14 protein-coding genes and 1 tRNA gene are annotated in these 16,932 nt (G+C 61.6%); 8 read left to right on the top strand and 7 right to left on the bottom strand.

The genetic code is table 11. The annotated features are described in order from the left end of the window. Positions 1 to 34: 34 nt before the first annotated feature. Positions 35 to 1,933 carry a molecular chaperone HtpG gene (gene htpG, locus ACOYNB_RS03020; RefSeq protein WP_422837633.1) on the bottom strand — a complete coding sequence of 633 codons (1,899 nt, stop codon included), beginning with the start codon at positions 1,931 to 1,933 and terminating at the stop codon, positions 35 to 37. 150 nt (positions 1,934 to 2,083) lie between these two features. Between htpG and ACOYNB_RS03015 the strand changes: the two genes are divergently transcribed. From ACOYNB_RS03015 to miaB, 6 genes are all read left to right on the top strand, one after another. Continuing rightward, positions 2,084 to 2,160: transfer RNA gene (locus ACOYNB_RS03015), tRNA-Met, on the top strand. 251 nt (positions 2,161 to 2,411) lie between these two features. Then, positions 2,412 to 4,466: a methyl-accepting chemotaxis protein gene (locus ACOYNB_RS03010; RefSeq protein ID WP_422837632.1), complete on the top strand. Its 2,055-nt coding sequence runs from the start codon at positions 2,412 to 2,414 to the stop codon at positions 4,464 to 4,466. A gap of 163 nt (positions 4,467 to 4,629) precedes the next feature. Next, positions 4,630 to 6,888 (top strand): EAL domain-containing response regulator, encoded by a 2,259-nt coding sequence (locus tag ACOYNB_RS03005; protein WP_422837631.1) that lies wholly within the window; start codon positions 4,630 to 4,632, stop codon positions 6,886 to 6,888. Between the two features lie 42 nt (positions 6,889 to 6,930). Further along, positions 6,931 to 7,647, top strand: a complete 717-nt coding sequence (gene murU, locus ACOYNB_RS03000) for an N-acetylmuramate alpha-1-phosphate uridylyltransferase MurU (RefSeq protein WP_422837630.1) — start codon at positions 6,931 to 6,933, stop codon at positions 7,645 to 7,647. Between the two features lie 71 nt (positions 7,648 to 7,718). After that, positions 7,719 to 8,102: a hypothetical protein gene (locus tag ACOYNB_RS02995; RefSeq protein ID WP_422837629.1), complete on the top strand. Its 384-nt coding sequence runs from the start codon at positions 7,719 to 7,721 to the stop codon at positions 8,100 to 8,102. A 13-nt stretch (positions 8,103 to 8,115) separates the two neighbouring features. Continuing rightward, a complete protein-coding gene (miaB, locus tag ACOYNB_RS02990) occupies positions 8,116 to 9,474 on the top strand; it encodes a tRNA (N6-isopentenyl adenosine(37)-C2)-methylthiotransferase MiaB (protein WP_422837628.1) in 1,359 nt (452 codons plus the stop codon). Positions 9,475 to 9,535: 61 nt separating this feature from the next. Here the strand turns inward: miaB and nhaR are convergent, their stop codons facing one another. Further along, the gene (nhaR, locus tag ACOYNB_RS02985; RefSeq protein WP_422837627.1) at positions 9,536 to 10,441 is read right to left on the bottom strand and encodes a transcriptional activator NhaR; all 906 of its coding nucleotides are present in this window, start codon (positions 10,439 to 10,441) and stop codon (positions 9,536 to 9,538) included. 158 nt (positions 10,442 to 10,599) lie between these two features. On the opposite strand from nhaR, the gene ACOYNB_RS02980 reads away from it, so the two are divergent. Continuing rightward, positions 10,600 to 11,250: a Bax inhibitor-1/YccA family protein gene (locus ACOYNB_RS02980; RefSeq protein ID WP_422837686.1), complete on the top strand. Its 651-nt coding sequence runs from the start codon at positions 10,600 to 10,602 to the stop codon at positions 11,248 to 11,250. A gap of 28 nt (positions 11,251 to 11,278) precedes the next feature. Here ACOYNB_RS02980 and ACOYNB_RS02975 read toward each other — a convergent pair whose 3' ends face one another. From ACOYNB_RS02975 to ACOYNB_RS02955, 5 genes are read right to left on the bottom strand one after another with little or no spacing between them, the layout of a single operon-like run. After that, on the bottom strand, positions 11,279 to 12,322 hold the full coding sequence (locus ACOYNB_RS02975; protein ID WP_422837626.1) for an NAD(P)H-dependent flavin oxidoreductase: 1,044 nt from the start codon (positions 12,320 to 12,322) through the stop codon (positions 11,279 to 11,281). A gap of 13 nt (positions 12,323 to 12,335) precedes the next feature. Beyond that, positions 12,336 to 13,073: a dethiobiotin synthase gene (gene bioD, locus ACOYNB_RS02970; RefSeq protein ID WP_422837624.1), complete on the bottom strand. Its 738-nt coding sequence runs from the start codon at positions 13,071 to 13,073 to the stop codon at positions 12,336 to 12,338. A 6-nt stretch (positions 13,074 to 13,079) separates the two neighbouring features. Next, positions 13,080 to 14,462: an adenosylmethionine--8-amino-7-oxononanoate transaminase gene (gene bioA / locus ACOYNB_RS02965; RefSeq protein WP_422837623.1), complete on the bottom strand. Its 1,383-nt coding sequence runs from the start codon at positions 14,460 to 14,462 to the stop codon at positions 13,080 to 13,082. An 18-nt stretch (positions 14,463 to 14,480) separates the two neighbouring features. Further along, a complete protein-coding gene (gene queE, locus ACOYNB_RS02960; protein ID WP_422837622.1) occupies positions 14,481 to 15,143 on the bottom strand; it encodes a 7-carboxy-7-deazaguanine synthase in 663 nt (220 codons plus the stop codon). A gap of 1 nt (position 15,144) precedes the next feature. Beyond that, positions 15,145 to 15,459: a hypothetical protein gene (locus ACOYNB_RS02955; RefSeq protein ID WP_422837621.1), complete on the bottom strand. Its 315-nt coding sequence runs from the start codon at positions 15,457 to 15,459 to the stop codon at positions 15,145 to 15,147. A 117-nt stretch (positions 15,460 to 15,576) separates the two neighbouring features. Here ACOYNB_RS02955 and hemA point away from each other — a divergent pair, with 117 nt between their 5' ends. Then, positions 15,577 to 16,926, top strand: coding sequence for a glutamyl-tRNA reductase (hemA, locus tag ACOYNB_RS02950; protein WP_422837620.1), 1,350 nt, complete (start codon positions 15,577 to 15,579; stop codon positions 16,924 to 16,926). Positions 16,927 to 16,932 lie beyond the last annotated feature (6 nt).

Raw genomic sequence — 16,932 nt, 5'->3', positions numbered from 1 at the left:
TTTGGGAACGCGCCGTGCGCGTTCACCACCCCACTCAGACGGCGGCCGTCATGAGCAGTTGATTGATGCGGCGCACATAGGCCGCCGGATCTTCCAGTTGCCCCCCTTCTGCCAGCTGGGCCTGATCAAACAGGATGTGCGCCAGGTCGTCAAAATGCTCGCTCGACTCGAGCTTTTTGACGAGTGCGTGCTCGGGGTTGACCTCGAGCACCGGCTTGACATCGGGCGCCGACTGCCCCGCCTGTTTGAGCAGACGGGCCAGGTGCGCACTCATGTCACCCGACTCAGTCACCAGACAGGCAGGCGAATCCACCAGACGCGTGGTCACACGCACATCCTTGGCGCGCTCACCCAGAGCCGCTTTCAAGCGCTCCAGCACAGGCTTGAAGGTTTCTGCCGCTTCTTCGGCCTTCTTCTTTTCGTCTTCGTCCTGCAGCTTGCCCAGATCCACCGCACCCTTGGTGACGTTTTGGAGCGGCTTGTCCTCAAAGTCATACAGGTGAGACAGCAGCCACTCATCGACCCGGTCCGTCAGCAGCAGCACCTCGATGCCCTTCTTCCTGAAGACCTCCAACTGCGGGCTGTTCTTGGCAGCAACCAAGCTGTCGGCCGTGATGACATAGATGGCGTCCTGCCCATCCTTCATGCGCGACACATAGTCCGCCAGTGACACGGTTGGCTCACCCGACTCGTCGTGTGTGGACGCGAAACGGTACAGCTTGGCCAGACGCTCGCGGTTAGCAAAATCTTCGCCAATGCCCTCTTTCAGCACCGAACCAAATTCTTTCCAGAACGCCGCATATTGCTCGCGCTTGGCTTGATCCTCGTTGTTCGCCAGGTCTTCGAGCATGCTCAGCACGCGCTTGGTACATCCCTCGCGAATGGCCTTGACGTCACGGCTTTCCTGCAGGATTTCGCGGCTGACGTTGAGAGGCAGATCGGCAGAGTCGATCACCCCTTTGACGAAGCGCAGGTAGTTCGGCAGCAGCGCCTCGGCGTCATCCATGATGAAGACGCGCTTGACGTAAAGCTTCAAGCCACCCTTCTTGTCGCGGTTCCACAGGTCATAAGGCGCCTTTTGGGGCACGTACAGCAACTGCGTGTATTCGCTGCGGCCTTCCACGCGGTTGTGGGTGTAGGCCAGCGGGTCTTCGCTGTCATGGCTGATCTGCTTGTAAAACTCGTGGTACTGCTCGGGCGTGATGTCGCTCTTGGCGCGGGTCCACAGGGCCGCCGCCTTGTTGACGGTCTCCCACTCGTCTTGGGCCACGTATTCGCCCCTGTCTTTGTCCCACTCCTCTTTTTGCATCAGGATGGGCAGCGAGATGTGATCCGAGTACTTGCCGATGATGCTGCGCAGCTTCCAGGCGGCGAGGTATTCATCCTCACCTTCGCGCAGGTGCAGGATGATGTCGGTGCCGCGGGTGGACTTGGTGATGGCGTCAACATCAAAGTCGCCAGTGCCCTCGCTGACCCAGCGCACACCCTCTTCGGCCGACAGACCTGCACGGCGTGATTCAACCGTGATCTTGTCGGCCACGATGTAGCCGCTGTAAAAGCCCACGCCGAACTGACCAATCAGTTGGGCGTCTTTCTGCTGGTCGCCCGACAGGCGCCCCATGAACTCTTTGGTGCCGGACTTGGCAATGGTGCCCAGGTGATCGATGGCTTCCTGGGCGCTCATGCCAATGCCGTTGTCGCGGATGGTGAGTGTGCGGTTGGCCTTGTCAACCAGGATGCGCACCTCCAGATTGGGTGCGTCTTCATACAGCGCACTGTCGTCGAGCGCTTCGAAGCGAAGCTTGTCGCAGGCGTCAGACGCGTTGGAGATCAACTCACGCAGGAAGATCTCTTTGTTGGAATACAGCGCGTGGGTGACCAAGTGCAGCAGTTGCTTGACCTCGGCCTGGAAGGAATGGGTTTGCTTTGTCATGGCGTGTTCTGAAGCAACAAAGGGGTTGCGAAACAAATGCGAACTTCATGTGGCGACGTCCGCGTTGTTTTCAAGAGCGCACGTTTTGCAGATTTTTTGCGACACCTCTTGCGCACCGCGCATTTTTCAGCATATACTTTCAGTCTCGTTGGCGCTTTAGCTCAGCCGGTTAGAGCGACGGAATCATAATCCGCAGGTCCGGGGTTCGAATCCCTGAAGCGCCACCAAAATAAAGCCAAGTGAATCAGTCACTTCGCTGCGAAAGCCACCCTAGCGGTGGCTTTTTGCTTTGCGGGTGTTTGGCGGATGTCGCCGCGCTGTCGCCAAAACCTGGGCATCCCGTTCCAACACACTTTGCGTTGCCGCAAATTGATCCGGATTAAGGCAATCCCGGGCTCAAGGTTGCCTCATTTGCACCGATCACTAAATGTCGCTGGCGCTCATAAAACGCCACCCACTGTCACATAGAAGTAGTCCGATGAAGATGATTGCGTATGAGCCCTCGGTGGGCGCCACCGTAGGTACTGCTGCTGACGATTCCAAAGCAGGCTTTTTTGAGCATCACGGCTTCTGGGCCCCTGGCATCAGACTGTTTCGCCAACTCCCCTTTTCTTACAAGGCCTGGCTGATTTCGGTTGTGCTGTTCCTGCCATTTGTGGTGCTGGTTGCCTGGCAGGTCCAGACCAGCTTCCTGCACGTGAAGCAAGAACGCCGCGACGCCCTGAAAGAGAAGGTTGAACTGGCGATCGGGACCCTGAGTTGGGCTTACGAGCAAGAGCAGTCCGGCAAGATGACGCGGGAAGATGCGCAGGCGTTTGCCAAGTCACAGATTGCAAAACTGCGCTACGACCGCGACAACTATTTCTGGATCAACGACATGGACGGGCGCATGTTGATGCACCCGTCCAAGCAAGACCTCAATGGCAAAGTCGTGCTGGACATGAAGGATCCCAACGGCGTGGCCTTGTTCCAGGAGTTCATTGCGCGAGTTCACGAGCGAGGCAATGGCTACGTCGAATACCAATGGCCCAAGCCAGGTGGATCGATCCCGGTCGACAAATTCGCCTACGTACAGGGCTTCCCTCAATGGGGCTGGGTGGTCGGCACCGGTGCATTCGTCGATGACCTGTACGCCGCACTTCGCGCAAACGTCACCATTGTGGGCAGCATCGTCGGCCTCGGCGTCGTGATCGTCTTCTATTTGTTCGTATCGTTCTACAAAGTGATGGACGGCGGCCTGAAGGAAACCCGACGCCACCTTCGCGCCATCACCGACGGTGACCTGACCACCGAACCGCACCCCTGGGGCAAAGACGAGGCAGCAGACCTGATGGTCGAGCTGCAAACCATGCAGGACTCGCTGCGTCACATGGTGCTTCAGGTACGTCAGTCCAGCGGGGAGATCGTGCATTCCAGCAGCGAGATCGCCAGCGGTGCCATGGACCTGTCCAGCCGCACTGAACAGGCTGCAGCCAACCTGGAAGAAACCGCCGCATCGATGGAGGAGATCTCCTCCACGGTGCGCAACACAGCCGATCACACGCAGGAAGCCAGTCGCGTTGCTGAGCGCAATGCCGAAATCGCCGAGCAAGGTGGCCAAGCCATGATCAACGTGGTCTCGACCATGGAGAACATCCAGGCATCGTCTGCACGGATTGGCGAAATCATCACCACGATCGACGGCATCGCCTTCCAGACCAACATCCTGGCATTGAATGCTGCGGTGGAAGCCGCGCGAGCCGGTGAACAAGGTCGCGGCTTTGCCGTGGTTGCGGCTGAGGTGCGCACTCTGGCACAACGAAGCGCGGAAGCATCACGAGAGATTCGCACCATTCTCGGCAAGAGCGTCGAACAGGTGGAAACCGGCACAGCCGTGGTTCGCAGCGCGGGCAAGACTATCTCCGAGATCGTGGATTCGTCGGTGATGGTCCGCCAGTTGCTGCAAAACGTGGTCACGGGGGCACGCGAACAGCACCAAGGCATCGAGCAAATTGGCACCGCTGTCAACGAACTGGATCGGATGACGCAACAAAACGCGGCCCTGGTCGAAGAGACCGCAGCAGCCTCGTCCGCCATGCGTGATCAGGCTTTCGCGCTGGCCGAAGAAGTCGCCCGTTTCAAGTTGCCCGCACATGTTCGCCTGAAGGAGCGAGCAGAGGTCAGCGCAGACAAATTCGACTTCGACGCGGCGGTTGACGCCCATCGACAATGGAAGGTCAAACTGCGTGCAGCCATCAGCGAACAAACGACGCTGGACGCTGAGACACTGTGCCGAGATGATCGCTGCGCGCTGGGCAAATGGATTCACGGCCCAGGCGGCTCGCGCTGGGGCTCCAAGCCAGAGTTTGTGAAGCTGCAGACCACGCACGCGCAGTTCCACAAGACTGCCTCCGATGTCGCCCGCAAGATCAATGCGCGGGATTACAGCGAGGCCTCCGCACTCATTGACTCCGGGTCCCCGTTCTCGGAAATTTCCACCGAGGTGATTTCTCACATCACCACGATGAAGCGACGCTACGGCAATCGCTCCTGAGTCCGAAAAGGTCAACACCACACAGGGCGCAAGCTTCCCACTCTTGGGGGCTCCCGCCCTGTTTTTGCGAATGATGACGACAGGTTCGCGTCATTCCGCATACGCGACGGGCCCGGGCGACATATAGTGACGTGATCCATTTCTCGTCAGACGACACCCGGACATGAGTGATCGCACACATCAATCGTCCTCAACAGAAATCGGCGCCACACCCAACGGTGCCGACGACGATTTACTCGTCTTAATCGAAGATGATGGCGAGGTGAGCACCGCACCCGCCATCGCTCACAACGCCTGGCAGATTCTGGTGGTGGACGATGATGCCGACGTCCACCAGGCCACCGAAATGGCGCTGCGTGACCTGCTGATTGAAGGTCGCGCGCTCTACATCCACCACGCGTACTCGCGCCAGGAAGCATTTGACCTGGTGCAAACGCACGACGACATCGCCGTCATGCTGCTGGACGTGGTCATGGAGTCCGAAGATGCCGGCCTGCAGTTGGTGGGCGAAGTTCGCCACAAGCTGGGGCGGGAAGCACTGCGCATCGTGCTGCGGACCGGTCAACCGGGTTACGCCCCCGAGTTGGAGACCATCCGCAATTACGACATCAATGACTACCGAACCAAGTCGGAGCTGACACGGGTTCGCCTGTTCACCAGCCTCACCACCGCATTGCGCGCCTATCGGCAGATGCGCACGCATGAACAGACCCGCCGAGGGTTGGAGATGGTGGTCCGCGCCAGTACCGAACTCAGCAAGCTGCACGGCATGCAGTTGTTCGCCGAAGGTGTGGTCAACCAGTTGTGTGCCTTACTGGGCATGCGCCCAGAAGGCCTCATCTGCGCGCAGGCCGGCCTGGAAAACAGCGGAGACCCGGCGCGCGTGATTGCGGCCGCAGGTCACTACGGCGAACTCATCCAGCGTCCCCTGGACGAACTGGGCATCCCTCAAGTTCAAGCAGCCTTGGAGCAATGTTTGCGAGAACGTCGCAGCCTGTTCTGCCAAGGCATGGTTTTGTACTTTGCCACCTCTGATGGCCGAGGGCTGGCTGCCTACATTGATCACCCTGACGATCTGCCGCCCCTTGATCGCCATCTGGTCGAGGTGTTTTGCTCGTCCATGTCTGCAGGCTTTGAAAATGTCTTGCTGTACGGCCGACTGGTCGACCAAGCCTACGTCGACCCCCTGCTGCGGATTGCCAATCTCAACCAGTTCCTGCAGCAGCTTTCAAGGCTGACCGTGGCGCCTACACCCCTGACCGTCGGCGTGCTGGACATTGATGGCTTTGCCTCCATCAATGACATGCTGGGGCATGAGTTTGGCGACAATGTGCTGCGCGCGGTGTCCACGCGCCTGCACGATGGACTCGGACCCCACTGCCACATTGCCCGCATCAGTGCCGATGTGTTTGCAGCACTGGGGCCGTCGCATGAGGTGTCAGGCGATACCTTGCTGCACCTCTTCAGCACGCCGCTGCAGGTGAACGGTCAATCGGTTCGCATCTCGGTCACGATTGGCCTGGTCCGCCTGGACGAACACGAAGAACGCGGACCGGATCTGCTCAAGGATGCGCACCTGGCACTGAAACGCGCCAAGTTGCAACAGCGCGGTTCCACTTGCTATTTTTCAGAAGAGATGGGGCATGCCGCGCGTGCGCGCATGCAGTTGCTCAACAGCTTGCGTGCGGCCACGGGGTCCCCGCAGTTGTTTGCCGTCTACCAGCCCAAAGTCGATCTCCAGACAAGGCAAGCCATCGGCATGGAAGCCCTGCTCCGCTGGCGACAACCTGACGGCACCATGGTGCCACCCGACCAGTTCATCCCGGTGGCCGAACAAGCCGGTCTGATGATGGTGCTGGGCACCTTTGTGATGCACAGCGCCTGTACCCAACTCAAGCGTCTGCATGACATGGGGTTCACCGAGCTGACCATGGCCGTCAACGTGTCGCAAGTCCAGCTCAGAGAACCTGATTTCATCCCGCTGCTGGCCAACACCCTGGCTGAAACCGATGTTCGCTCCGACTCCGTGGAGTTGGAAATCACCGAATCCATGGCCGCAGAAGACATCAATCTCATCCGTCGTCGACTGGAAGAGATTCGCGCCTTGGGACTCACGGTGGCCATTGATGACTTCGGGACGGGTTTCTCGTCCCTCAGCGTCCTGCGTCACCTGCCCGCTGCGCGACTGAAGATCGACCGCAGCTTCGTGGCCGAACTCGACCGCGATGTCAGCATCGCCCGCATGGTGGTCAACCTGGGCCACAGCCAAGGCATGAAGGTGATTGCCGAAGGCGTCGAGACCGAGGTCCAGCGCAACACCTTGCTCGCCCTCGGGTGCGATGAAGGGCAAGGCTGGCTTTACGGCAAACCGATGTTGCCGAACGATTTGGTGACGTGGCTGCAGGGCAACCTGCATCCCTGATTCAAGGACAATCCAGGGCTGTCTCCACCGAGCCCTACACACATGTCTCAGCTGTCCGCATTGATCTTGGCTGCCGGTCGTGGGGAGCGCATGCGCCCCCTGACCGACCACACGCCCAAGCCCCTTCTGCACGTGCAAGGCAAGCCGCTGATTGAGTGGCACCTGGAAGCCCTCGCACGCGACGGCGTGACGCAGGTGGTCATCAACACCGCCTACCTGGAAGAACAGTTTGAGCCCACGCTGGGCGATGGCACACGCTGGGGCCTGCGCATTCACTACTCGCACGAGGGCCGCGACCATGGTGGCGCCCTCGAAACCGCCGGTGGCATGGCCAAGGCACTGCCACTGCTGGGGGACGCGTTCTGGGTGCTGGCCGGGGATGTGTTTGTGCCCGGCTTCCGGTTTGATGCAACGGCCGCCGAAGCCTTCAAGTCCCAGGCAGACTGGGGCCGCATGTGGCTGGTCCCCAATCCACCGCACGTGCCCCAAGGCGACTTTGCTCTGACGCCCGATGGACGCGTCCTGCGCAAAGATCAGGCCGCGGCCGGCACCCCGACATACACCTACTCGACGATTGGGCTGTATCGCCCCGCCATGGTGAACCACTTAACGGTGGGTGAGAAGGCCGCCCTGCGCCCCTGCCTGGAACTCGCCATTGATGCGGGCCGACTCAGCGGCACCGTGTACACCGGACCGTGGACGGACGTGGGCACCCCCGAACGCCTGGCGGACCTGAACCACGCAGCCCCCCTCGGCTGAAGATTCCGACACAGCGGTTCAGGGGCACAGGTAAAATCGTCAGTCCGATCAACAGCCCCTGGATCTACACCATGCCCCGCTGTCTCTCGATGGCCCTGGCCACCGTGGCCTTGGCTGTGCCTGTCATGGCCAGCGCCCAAATCGCCCGCGCGCTGCCCACCCATTCGCTGCGGGGCGAGGCCACGTTCGGCCAACCACCCGAAGTGACCCTCAACGGCAAGGCCATGCGTCTCGCACCCGGTGCCCGCATCCGTGACACCAACAACATGCTGGTGCTGTCCGGCACGCTGGCGGGGCAAAAGCTGAAAGTCAACTACACGCTGGACCCCTACGGTCTGCTTTTCAACGTCTGGGTGTTGCGCAGCGATGAAATCGCGCGCGTGTGGCCCACTACGGCGGAAGAAGCCGCCAAGTGGACCTTTGATCCCATCACTTCCACCTGGACCAAGTCCTGATCCTCGCCTGCACATGAGTACCGACGCACAGACCAAGAAGGTCTACATCAAGACCTATGGGTGCCAGATGAACGAATATGACTCGGACAAGATGTCCGACGTCATGAATGCTGCCAAGGGCTACGAGCCCACTGACAACCCCGAAGAAGCCGACCTGATCCTCTTCAACACCTGCTCCATCCGCGAAAAGGCACAAGAGAAGGTGTTCAGCGACCTCGGCCGCGTCAAGCACCTCAAAGAAAAGGGTGTGATGATTGGCGTGGGCGGTTGCGTGGCCAGCCAGGAAGGCGCCGCGATCATCGAACGCGCGCCCTATGTGGACGTGGTGTTCGGCCCGCAAACCCTGCACCGCTTGCCTGCCATGCTGGAAAAGCGTCAGGAACTCAAGCGTCCGCAGGTCGACATCAGCTTCCCCGAAATCGAAAAGTTCGACCACCTGCCACCGCCCCGCAAAGAAGGCGCTTCGGCCTTTGTGTCGATCATGGAAGGCTGCTCCAAATACTGCAGCTACTGTGTGGTGCCCTACACCCGCGGTGAAGAGGTCTCGCGCCCCTTCGAGGACGTGCTGACCGAAGTCGCAGACCTGGCCGACCAGGGCGTCAAGGAAATCACCCTGCTGGGCCAGAACGTGAATGGCTACCGCGGCAAGATGGGCGACACCACCGAGATCGCCGATTTCGCCATGTTGCTGGAGTACGTGGCCGAGATCCCCGGCATCGAGCGCATCCGCTTCACCACCAGCCACCCCAACGAGTTCAGCCAACGCCTGATCGACGTCTACGGCAAGACCAGCAAGTTGGTCAACCACGTGCACCTGCCAGTTCAGCACGGCTCGGACCGCATCCTGATGGCCATGAAGCGCGGCTACACGGCGCTGGAATACAAGAGCACCATCCGCAAGCTGCGCGCGGTTCGCCCCGACATCAGCCTGTCGACCGACTTCATCGTCGGCTTCCCCGGTGAAACCGATGAAGACTTCGACAAGCTCATGAAGTTGGCCACCGACCTGGAGTTCGATGCATCCTTCAGCTTCATCTACAGCGCCCGCCCCGGTACGCCGGCCGCCTCGCTGCAGGATGATGCTACGTATGAGGTCAAGCTCAAGCGCCTGCAAACCCTGCAGGCCTACCTGGAAGCCAATGTGCTGCGCTACAGCGAGGCCCTGGTGGGCAAGACCCAGCGCATCCTGGTGGAAGGCCCCAGCCGCAAGGACCCCTCCGAGCTGATGGGCCGCACCGAGTGCAACCGTATCGTCAACTTCCCGGCCGGTCCCACGCAAGCCCTGCGCGACCGCCTGGTGGGTCAGTTGATCGACGTGAAGATCACCAAGGCCTTCCCGCACTCCCTGCGTGCCGAAATGATCGTGGCCTGAAGCCCATCGACATCAGACCCAAGCAAAGGGGCTCCTCGGAGCCCCTTTTCATGCGCGCGGCTCAGCGACTCCACGCCGCAAACAGTCCCTCACGGGCCGCTTGGGCGATGGCAGCCACACCAGGGTGGGTCAAACGGCGGTCCACCGTGATCACGTAAAACTCTTCGATGAGGTCCTGCGCCTCGCCCACCAGGTGCACGCCATATTGGCGACGCACTTCCTCATCCAGCACCATGGGAGCCATGAACACGCCATGACCATGCTGGCCCAGTGCCTGCAGCAAGGCACCATCGTCAAACTCGCCCACGACCTGCGGTTTGAGTTTGTGCTTGCCCAGCCATTGCAGCAGCTTGACCCCCAGTGCGGACTCGGTACCCGGAATCAGCAAGGGCACATCGTCCAGACAGGCCGGAAAGCCGCCCTTGATCTTGGGCAGCAAGGCCGGCGTGGCATAAAAGCCCACGGTCGAACCGCCCAGCCGGTGATTGAAGCCCTGCACACTCAGCGTCGGTGGCAAGGGGGTGTCTGACAGCACCAGATCCAGTCGATGCACGGCCAACTCGGCCAGCAAGCTGTCGAGCTTCCACTCCCGGCACACCACCTTGAACCGCTGCGTGCTGTGCAGCACGGGCTCCAGCAAACGGCAGGCGACCAGCTTGGGCACCGCGTCGGCCAGCCCCACGCGCAACTCGATGGGCCGCGCCACACCGCGCGGCTGACGCACCACCTGATCCAGCTCTGCCCCGAGGTTGAAGATGTCCTGGGCATAGCTGAAGGCCAGCTGGCCTGTTTCCGTCAACTCCAGCTTGCGCCCCTTTTTCTGGAACAGGGGACGCCCGAAATGGTCCTCCAGCAACTGGATCTGTCCGCTGATGGTCTGGGGCGTGACGTGCAGGTGTTCACTGGCCTTCACCACGCCACCCATTCTGGCCACGGTCCAGAAGTACTGCAGGTGTTTGTAGTTCATATCGGTTTTATCGAATGATTGGCTTCATAAATTCGAATTTACCCGAAATGATGAAGTCCTCACAATGCCAATCATCCGGAGTGGCTCCAATGCGAACCACCCGTGTTTGAGGAGAAGACACCATGTCCTACGACCATTCCAACTCACGCACCCTGTCGATGGGCGACGTCACCACCGTGATGCCTGCCAGCGCGCAACGCGTGCTGCGCAACACCTATGCCCTGCTGGGCCTGACCCTGGCCTTCAGTGCCGCCACCGCCGGCGCCGCCATGGCCTTCAACTGGCCCGCGCCCGGTCTGATCCTGACCCTGGTGGGTTTCTACGGCCTGTTCTTCCTGGTCAACAAGTTCGCCAACAGCGGCAAGGGTGTGGTGGCTGTGTTCGCCCTGACCGGCTTCATGGGCTACACCCTGGGCCCCACGCTCAATGCGGTCATGTCTATTCCCGGCGGCGCCTCGGCCATCACCCATGCCCTGGCCGCCACCGCTGCGGCTTTCCTGGGCTTGTCGGCTGTGGCCTTGGTCACCAAGCGCGACTTCAGCTTCATGGGCAAGTTCTTGTTCGTGGGCTCGCTGGTCGGTGTGGTGCTGGGTCTGGGCGCAATCTTCTTTGAAGTGCCCGCCCTGAGCCTGGCCGTGTCGGGCCTGTTCGTTCTGATCGCCAGTGGCATGATCCTGTTCGAGACCAGCCGCATCGTCAATGGTGGCGAGACCAACTACGTGATGGCCACCGTCAGCCTGTTCGTCTCAATCTACAACCTGTTCACCAGCCTGCTGATGCTGTTCGGTCTGGGCGGTCGCGACGAGTAAACGTTTGGGGTCGACCGCCTCTACCTGCTCAGGAGGCGGTCTGCAGCGCAGAGAGGCTGGTCGCCACGCTCTGCGCCTGCTTCATGACGCGGTCCACGATGTCGGCCACACTGGCGATGTCGTGGACCAGTCCTTGTGACTGACCGATCAGTTGCACGCCATCCTCGTGGTTCGCCTCGTGGATGGCTTTTCGCATGGCCAGGGTGGCAGCACCAAAATACGCCACCTTGACGGCCCCAACCAGACCTTGGCCCATGGCGTCCTTGGCCAGGGCGGTCAGCGGTGTGTTGAGTTCGCGCGCGGCCGCCAGCGAACGGGTGATGGCCACGGGCGGGCTGAGCTTGCGAGCCGTGTACTTGCGCCCACCGGGCGTACGCATGACGCGACACGGGAATGTGTCGAAGTTCGACGAGTAAATGGTCTCTTCCGCCTCTTTGCGGCGCACCAGTTGCTTGGTCTCGGCATGCATGGGACTTTCCAATGAACTGGCAAAGCGCGTACCCATGGCCACCGCATCGGCGCCCAGCGCCAGCGCCGCTATCAACCCCCGGCCATCGGCAAAACCACCCGCTGCAATGATGGGCAGATCGGTCATGTCTCGCACTGCCGGGATCAACACCATGGAGGTGACCTTGCCACCGTGGGCTGCCGCCTCATGCCCGGTCACGATCAGTCCGTCCACACCGGCCGCCAGTGCCGACCGCGCGTGGGCTTCGGTGGATACCGTGGCCACCACCTTGCCACCATAGGCATGCGCGGCTTCTGTGACCCACTCGCCTTTGCCCATCGACACGTTGATGACGGGCACCTTTTCTTCCAGCGCCACTTTGGCGCACTCGGCTGCACCCGGCAACATCAGGCTGCACCCCACACCAAACGGCTTGTCGGTAAGGCGGCGCACTTCGCGGATGGCCGCGCGGCACTCGTCGGGCGACAGCGCCCCCGATGCCAAAATGCCCAGCCCACCGGCATTGCTCACGGCGGCCACCAGACGCGGCACGGCGATGTAGGTCATCCCTGGCAGGACGATGGGATGCTGAATGCCGAGCAGGCGGGTCAAACGGGTTTGCATGGTCAATCGGATATCAAGGCAAAGTCAGTCGGTGCGCCAGATCCGCAGGCGTGGCCAACGGGTCCCAAGGCCAATGGGCCAGCATGGGAGCGCGCAAGCGGGCTTGCAAGGTCGCCAGGTTGGCAGCCTGTTCGGGCATGTCGGGATCGACCACATTGGCCACCCAGCCGGCAAAGTGCAAGCCACGCGACAAGATGGACTCTTGCGTCAACAGGGCATGGTTCAGACACCCCAACCTCACCCCCACCGTGAGGATGATGGGCAAGCGCAAACGTTGAGCCAGATCGGCACTGGTGGCCCAGTCCCCCCCCAGGTCAGGATCGGGTTCGCAAAAAGGCACGATGAAGCCGCCCGCTCCCTCCACCACCACGGCGTCGGCGTGGCTGCGCAGTGCATGAAAGGAGGCTTCCAGATGATCCAGTTCGATCACCACACCAGCGCGCCGGGCGGCGATGTGCGGTGAGACCGCGTCTGGCAAGGCATACGGATTGTCGAACGACGCAGGCACAAGCAAGCTGGAGGCTGCACGCATGGCGGCCACGTCTTCATTGAGCCAGTGACCAGGCTGAGTGGCAGTTTCGTCCACCCAGTCGCATCCGGCAGCCACGGGCTTCATGCCCACCACCTTGGCATGACCCGCGTGCCGCAGGGCATGGATCAGGGCACAACTGGTGCGGGTCTTGCCCACGCCGGTGTCGGTTCCGGTGATGAAATAGGCTGGCGACAAGGGCTTCACAGAGACTCCATCCATGATGGCTCAAGGGACAGGCACGACCGGTGCCTGCGCCTGCGGCAAGGCGTCGATGTCGGCCAGCACGTGGTCCAGTACGCGCACCAGACCTTGTGCAAGATGGGCTTGGTCCGCTTCCGTCAGCACGTACGGGGGCATGACATACAAGGTCGTGCCAATGGGGCGCAGCAACAGGCCCGCGTCCAGCGCCGCCCGGTGGTAGCGCGCGGCAAAGGTCGGTTCCTGGCAATCGATGTCCCAGGCCCAGATCATGCCCAGGTGACGATGCCCCTTGACCCGCGGGTGCGCCCGCAAGGGGGCTGTCAAGGCGTGAAAGCGCTCGGCCGCCTCACGGTTGCGACTCAGCACGTCACGACCTTGCGCATCCTGTTCAGCAAAGGTGTCCAACACCGCCAGCGCAGCCCGACAAGCCAAGGGGTTGCCGGTGTACGAGTGCGAGTGCAAAAAGCCATGCACCGTGCGGTCGTCGTAGAACGCTTGGTACACGGCATCCGTCGTGAGCACGGCTGACAACGGCATGACGCCACCAGTCAACCCCTTGCTCAGGCAGATGAAATCGGGCGTGACGTGTCCGCCATCCGCGCGACGCGCCTGCTGGTGCGCAAACAGGGTGCCGGTGCGGCCAAAGCCCACGGCAATTTCATCGGCAATCCAGTGCACCTCGTAGCGATCACAGAGTTCACGCACGGCCACCAGGTACTCGGGGGCATACATGGCCATGCCGGCAGCGCCTTGCACCAAAGGCTCAAGGATCAGCGCGGCCGTCTGGTTGTGATGCTGAGCCAGGTAGTTGGCCAGGGCCTCCATCGCCCACTGCGTATGGGCCTCGGCACTGACGCCCGGCGCCGCATGGCGAGGATCGGGGGACGGCAGCGTGGCGCTCAGACGCACCAACGGCGCATAGGCTTCGCGGAACAAGGGGATGTCGGTCACCGACAGCGCACCGGCCGTTTCACCGTGGTAGCCGCCTTGCAAGCCAATGAACTGGTTCTTCTCGGCGCGCCCCAGATTGCGCCAACTGTGAGCGCTCATCTTCAGCGCGATTTCGGTGGCGCTGGCTCCATCGCTGGCATAAAAGGCATGGCCAAGTCCCGTCAGTGCAGCCAAGCGTTCCGACAATTCGACCACCGGCGGGTGCGTCAAACCGGCCAGCATGATGTGGTCCACCTTGCCAAGCTGATCGGTGATCGCCGCCTTGATGGGTTCGAAGTTGTGACCAAACAGATTGACCCACCACGAACTCACCGCGTCCAGGATACGGTGCCCTTGGTCATCGATCAGCCAAGGGCCGTCGGCCGCGACGATGGCGCGAGGCGGAAAGTGCTCGTGCACCTTCATCTGGGTGCAAGGGTGCCAGACGGCCTGACGACTGCGTTCCGCCCAATTCATGATGCGTGACTCCGGCGCTCAGCGAATGCCAAGCGATTTGTGGGTCTGCACGCTGAGCATCCAGCGCGGATGATCCAGGCACCATTGCACGGCCCAATGCATGGCCTGACGCCGCGCCTCTGGTTGGGCGCTGTCCATGGCTTGCACACGCCACTGCTGAAAGTCCAGTTGCTCAAAGGCCAGTAAGTCGGCTTCAGTGAACCCAGCTTGCGGCACCACCACCTTGAGTTCGTGCCCCCGGGTCTGAACCAGCTTCGAGCCGGCCTTGGGACTGACGCAAATCCAGTCCAACCCTTCCGGGGCCGCCACGGTGCCATTGGTTTCGACGGCGATTTCAAATCCCTCGGCGTGCAGGGCGTCAATCAGGGCGGCATCCACCTGCAACAGAGGTTCGCCCCCTGTGATCACCACAAAGCGCTTGCCTTGTTGACCCGCTGGGGTGTCCGGCCAGAACGAGGCGATGCGCTGTGCCAGTGCCTGGGCTGTGTCGAACTTGCCCCCACCCAGGCCATCGGTGCCCACGAAGTCGGTGTCGCAGAACTGGCAGATGGCACTGGTGCGATCCTGCTCGCGGCCGGTCCACAGGTTGCATCCCGCCATGCGGCAGAACACCGCCGGACGGCCTGCGTGGGTGCCCTCGCCTTGGAGGGTGTAGAAAATTTCTTTGACGCTGTAGGTCATGTCAACGAAGTCCTGTCCACCAGACCATCAGGGCTGAACTCAGCACCAAGGCGGCATAAGTCATCATGGCACCGTCTCGCCCCAGCACCAGCAGCCCGAGCAGCAACACCACACCATTGGCCAGCGCGGTGCGCGTGACCTGCAAGGTCCAGCCCTTGCCCTTCAGTTCCTTCCACCAGACCAGCCGCGCCAGAGAGGGCACGAGCACGGCCATGCCCAAGGCGGGCAGGAGGAAGTTGACAAGGTGGTCGAGTGCGTCAAAAAAACCCATGAGCAGATTGGTCCAGCAAGGCAAGCGGGCGAAAAAGGGGCTCATGCCATTGCGCTGCATCAAAAAGGCAGCGATCTCGTGGCGACGTACCCAAAAATTCCTGCAAAGGGCAAAATCAGGTTCGTCCCCAATGCAAACGGGGCGATTTTATAATCGCGGCCTATGACCGTCTTGACCCTGGGCCTCAACCACACCACTGCCGCTGTTGATCTGCGCGGCCGTTTCGCATTCGCGGTGGATCAACTGGCCCCGGCGCTGCAAGCCTTGCACCAGCAATTGACGGGCACCCCTCATTCTGAAGCCGCGCTGCTGTCCACCTGCAACCGAACCGAGTTGTACGTGGCAGCGGGCGGCATGGGTGGCCCGATTCACCAACTGCGCCACGCCGCGGTGGACTGGCTCAGCCGCACCGGAGGGGTGTCTGCCGACGAACTGATGCGGCACACCTATGTGCTGGAGGGCGGACAGGCCGCACGCCATGCGTTCCGCGTGGCCAGTGGCCTGGACTCCATGGTCCTGGGTGAGCCTCAGATCCTGGGGCAGATGAAGCAAGCGGTCCGCGAAGCCGACAATGCCGGCACCCTGGGCACGACACTGCACCAGTTGTTCCAGCGCAGTTTTGCCGTGGCCAAAGAAGTTCGCTCCTCGACCGAAATCGGGGCGCACTCCATCAGCATGGCCGCCGCCGCAGTTCGCCTGGCGTCGCAACTCTTTGAAGACCTGAGCAAAACGCGTGTGCTCTTTGTGGGCGCAGGCGAAATGATCGAGCTCACCGCCACGCACTTTGCCGCGCGCAATCCACGTGGCATGGCCGTAGCCAACCGCACGCTGGAGCGTGGCGAAAAGCTGGCCACCCATCTGGGCGCTCAAGCCATGCGTTTGGCCGACCTGCCCCAGCGCCTGCACGAATTTGACATCGTGGTGTCCTGCACCGCCAGCAGCCTGCCCATCATCGGTCTGGGTGCGGTCGAGCGCGCATTGAAGGCTCGCAAGCGTCGCCCCATGTTCATGGTGGACCTGGCTGTGCCCCGCGACATCGAACCCGAAGTGGGTCGACTGGGTGACGTCTACCTCTACACCGTGGATGACTTGTCAACCATGGTGCAAACCGCTGGCGAAAAGCGTCAGGCAGCGGTGGCCCAGGCCGAGGCCATCATCGAAACCGGGGTGCAAGGCTTTGTTCACTGGCTGGACCAGCGCACCACGGTGCCCCTGATCAAGGCACTGCACGCCCAAGCCGACGACTGGCGCGCCACCGAACTGGCCCGCGCACGCAAGATGCTGAGCAAGGGCGATGACATCGAAGCCGTGCTGGAAGCCCTGTCGCGCGGCTTGACCCAGAAGATGCTGCACGGCGCCATGGCCGAATTGCACAGTGCCGATGCGCACACTCGCCCTCAGGTGGCAGCCGCCTTGTCGCGCCTGTTCCTGCGTGGCGAAACCGTGCTCGCGAGCCCTGCCTCAGAGCGCCCTCCCGTGCGCCCCGACACCTCGGACGAGGGCCTCGCGTGAGCGCCG

The organism is Aquabacterium sp., from assembly GCF_049317225.1.
Classification (GTDB): Bacteria; Pseudomonadota; Gammaproteobacteria; order Burkholderiales; family Burkholderiaceae_C; genus Aquabacterium.
Note: the sequence above shows the minus strand (reverse complement) of the source record. Positions and strands in the feature narration are given on the sequence as shown.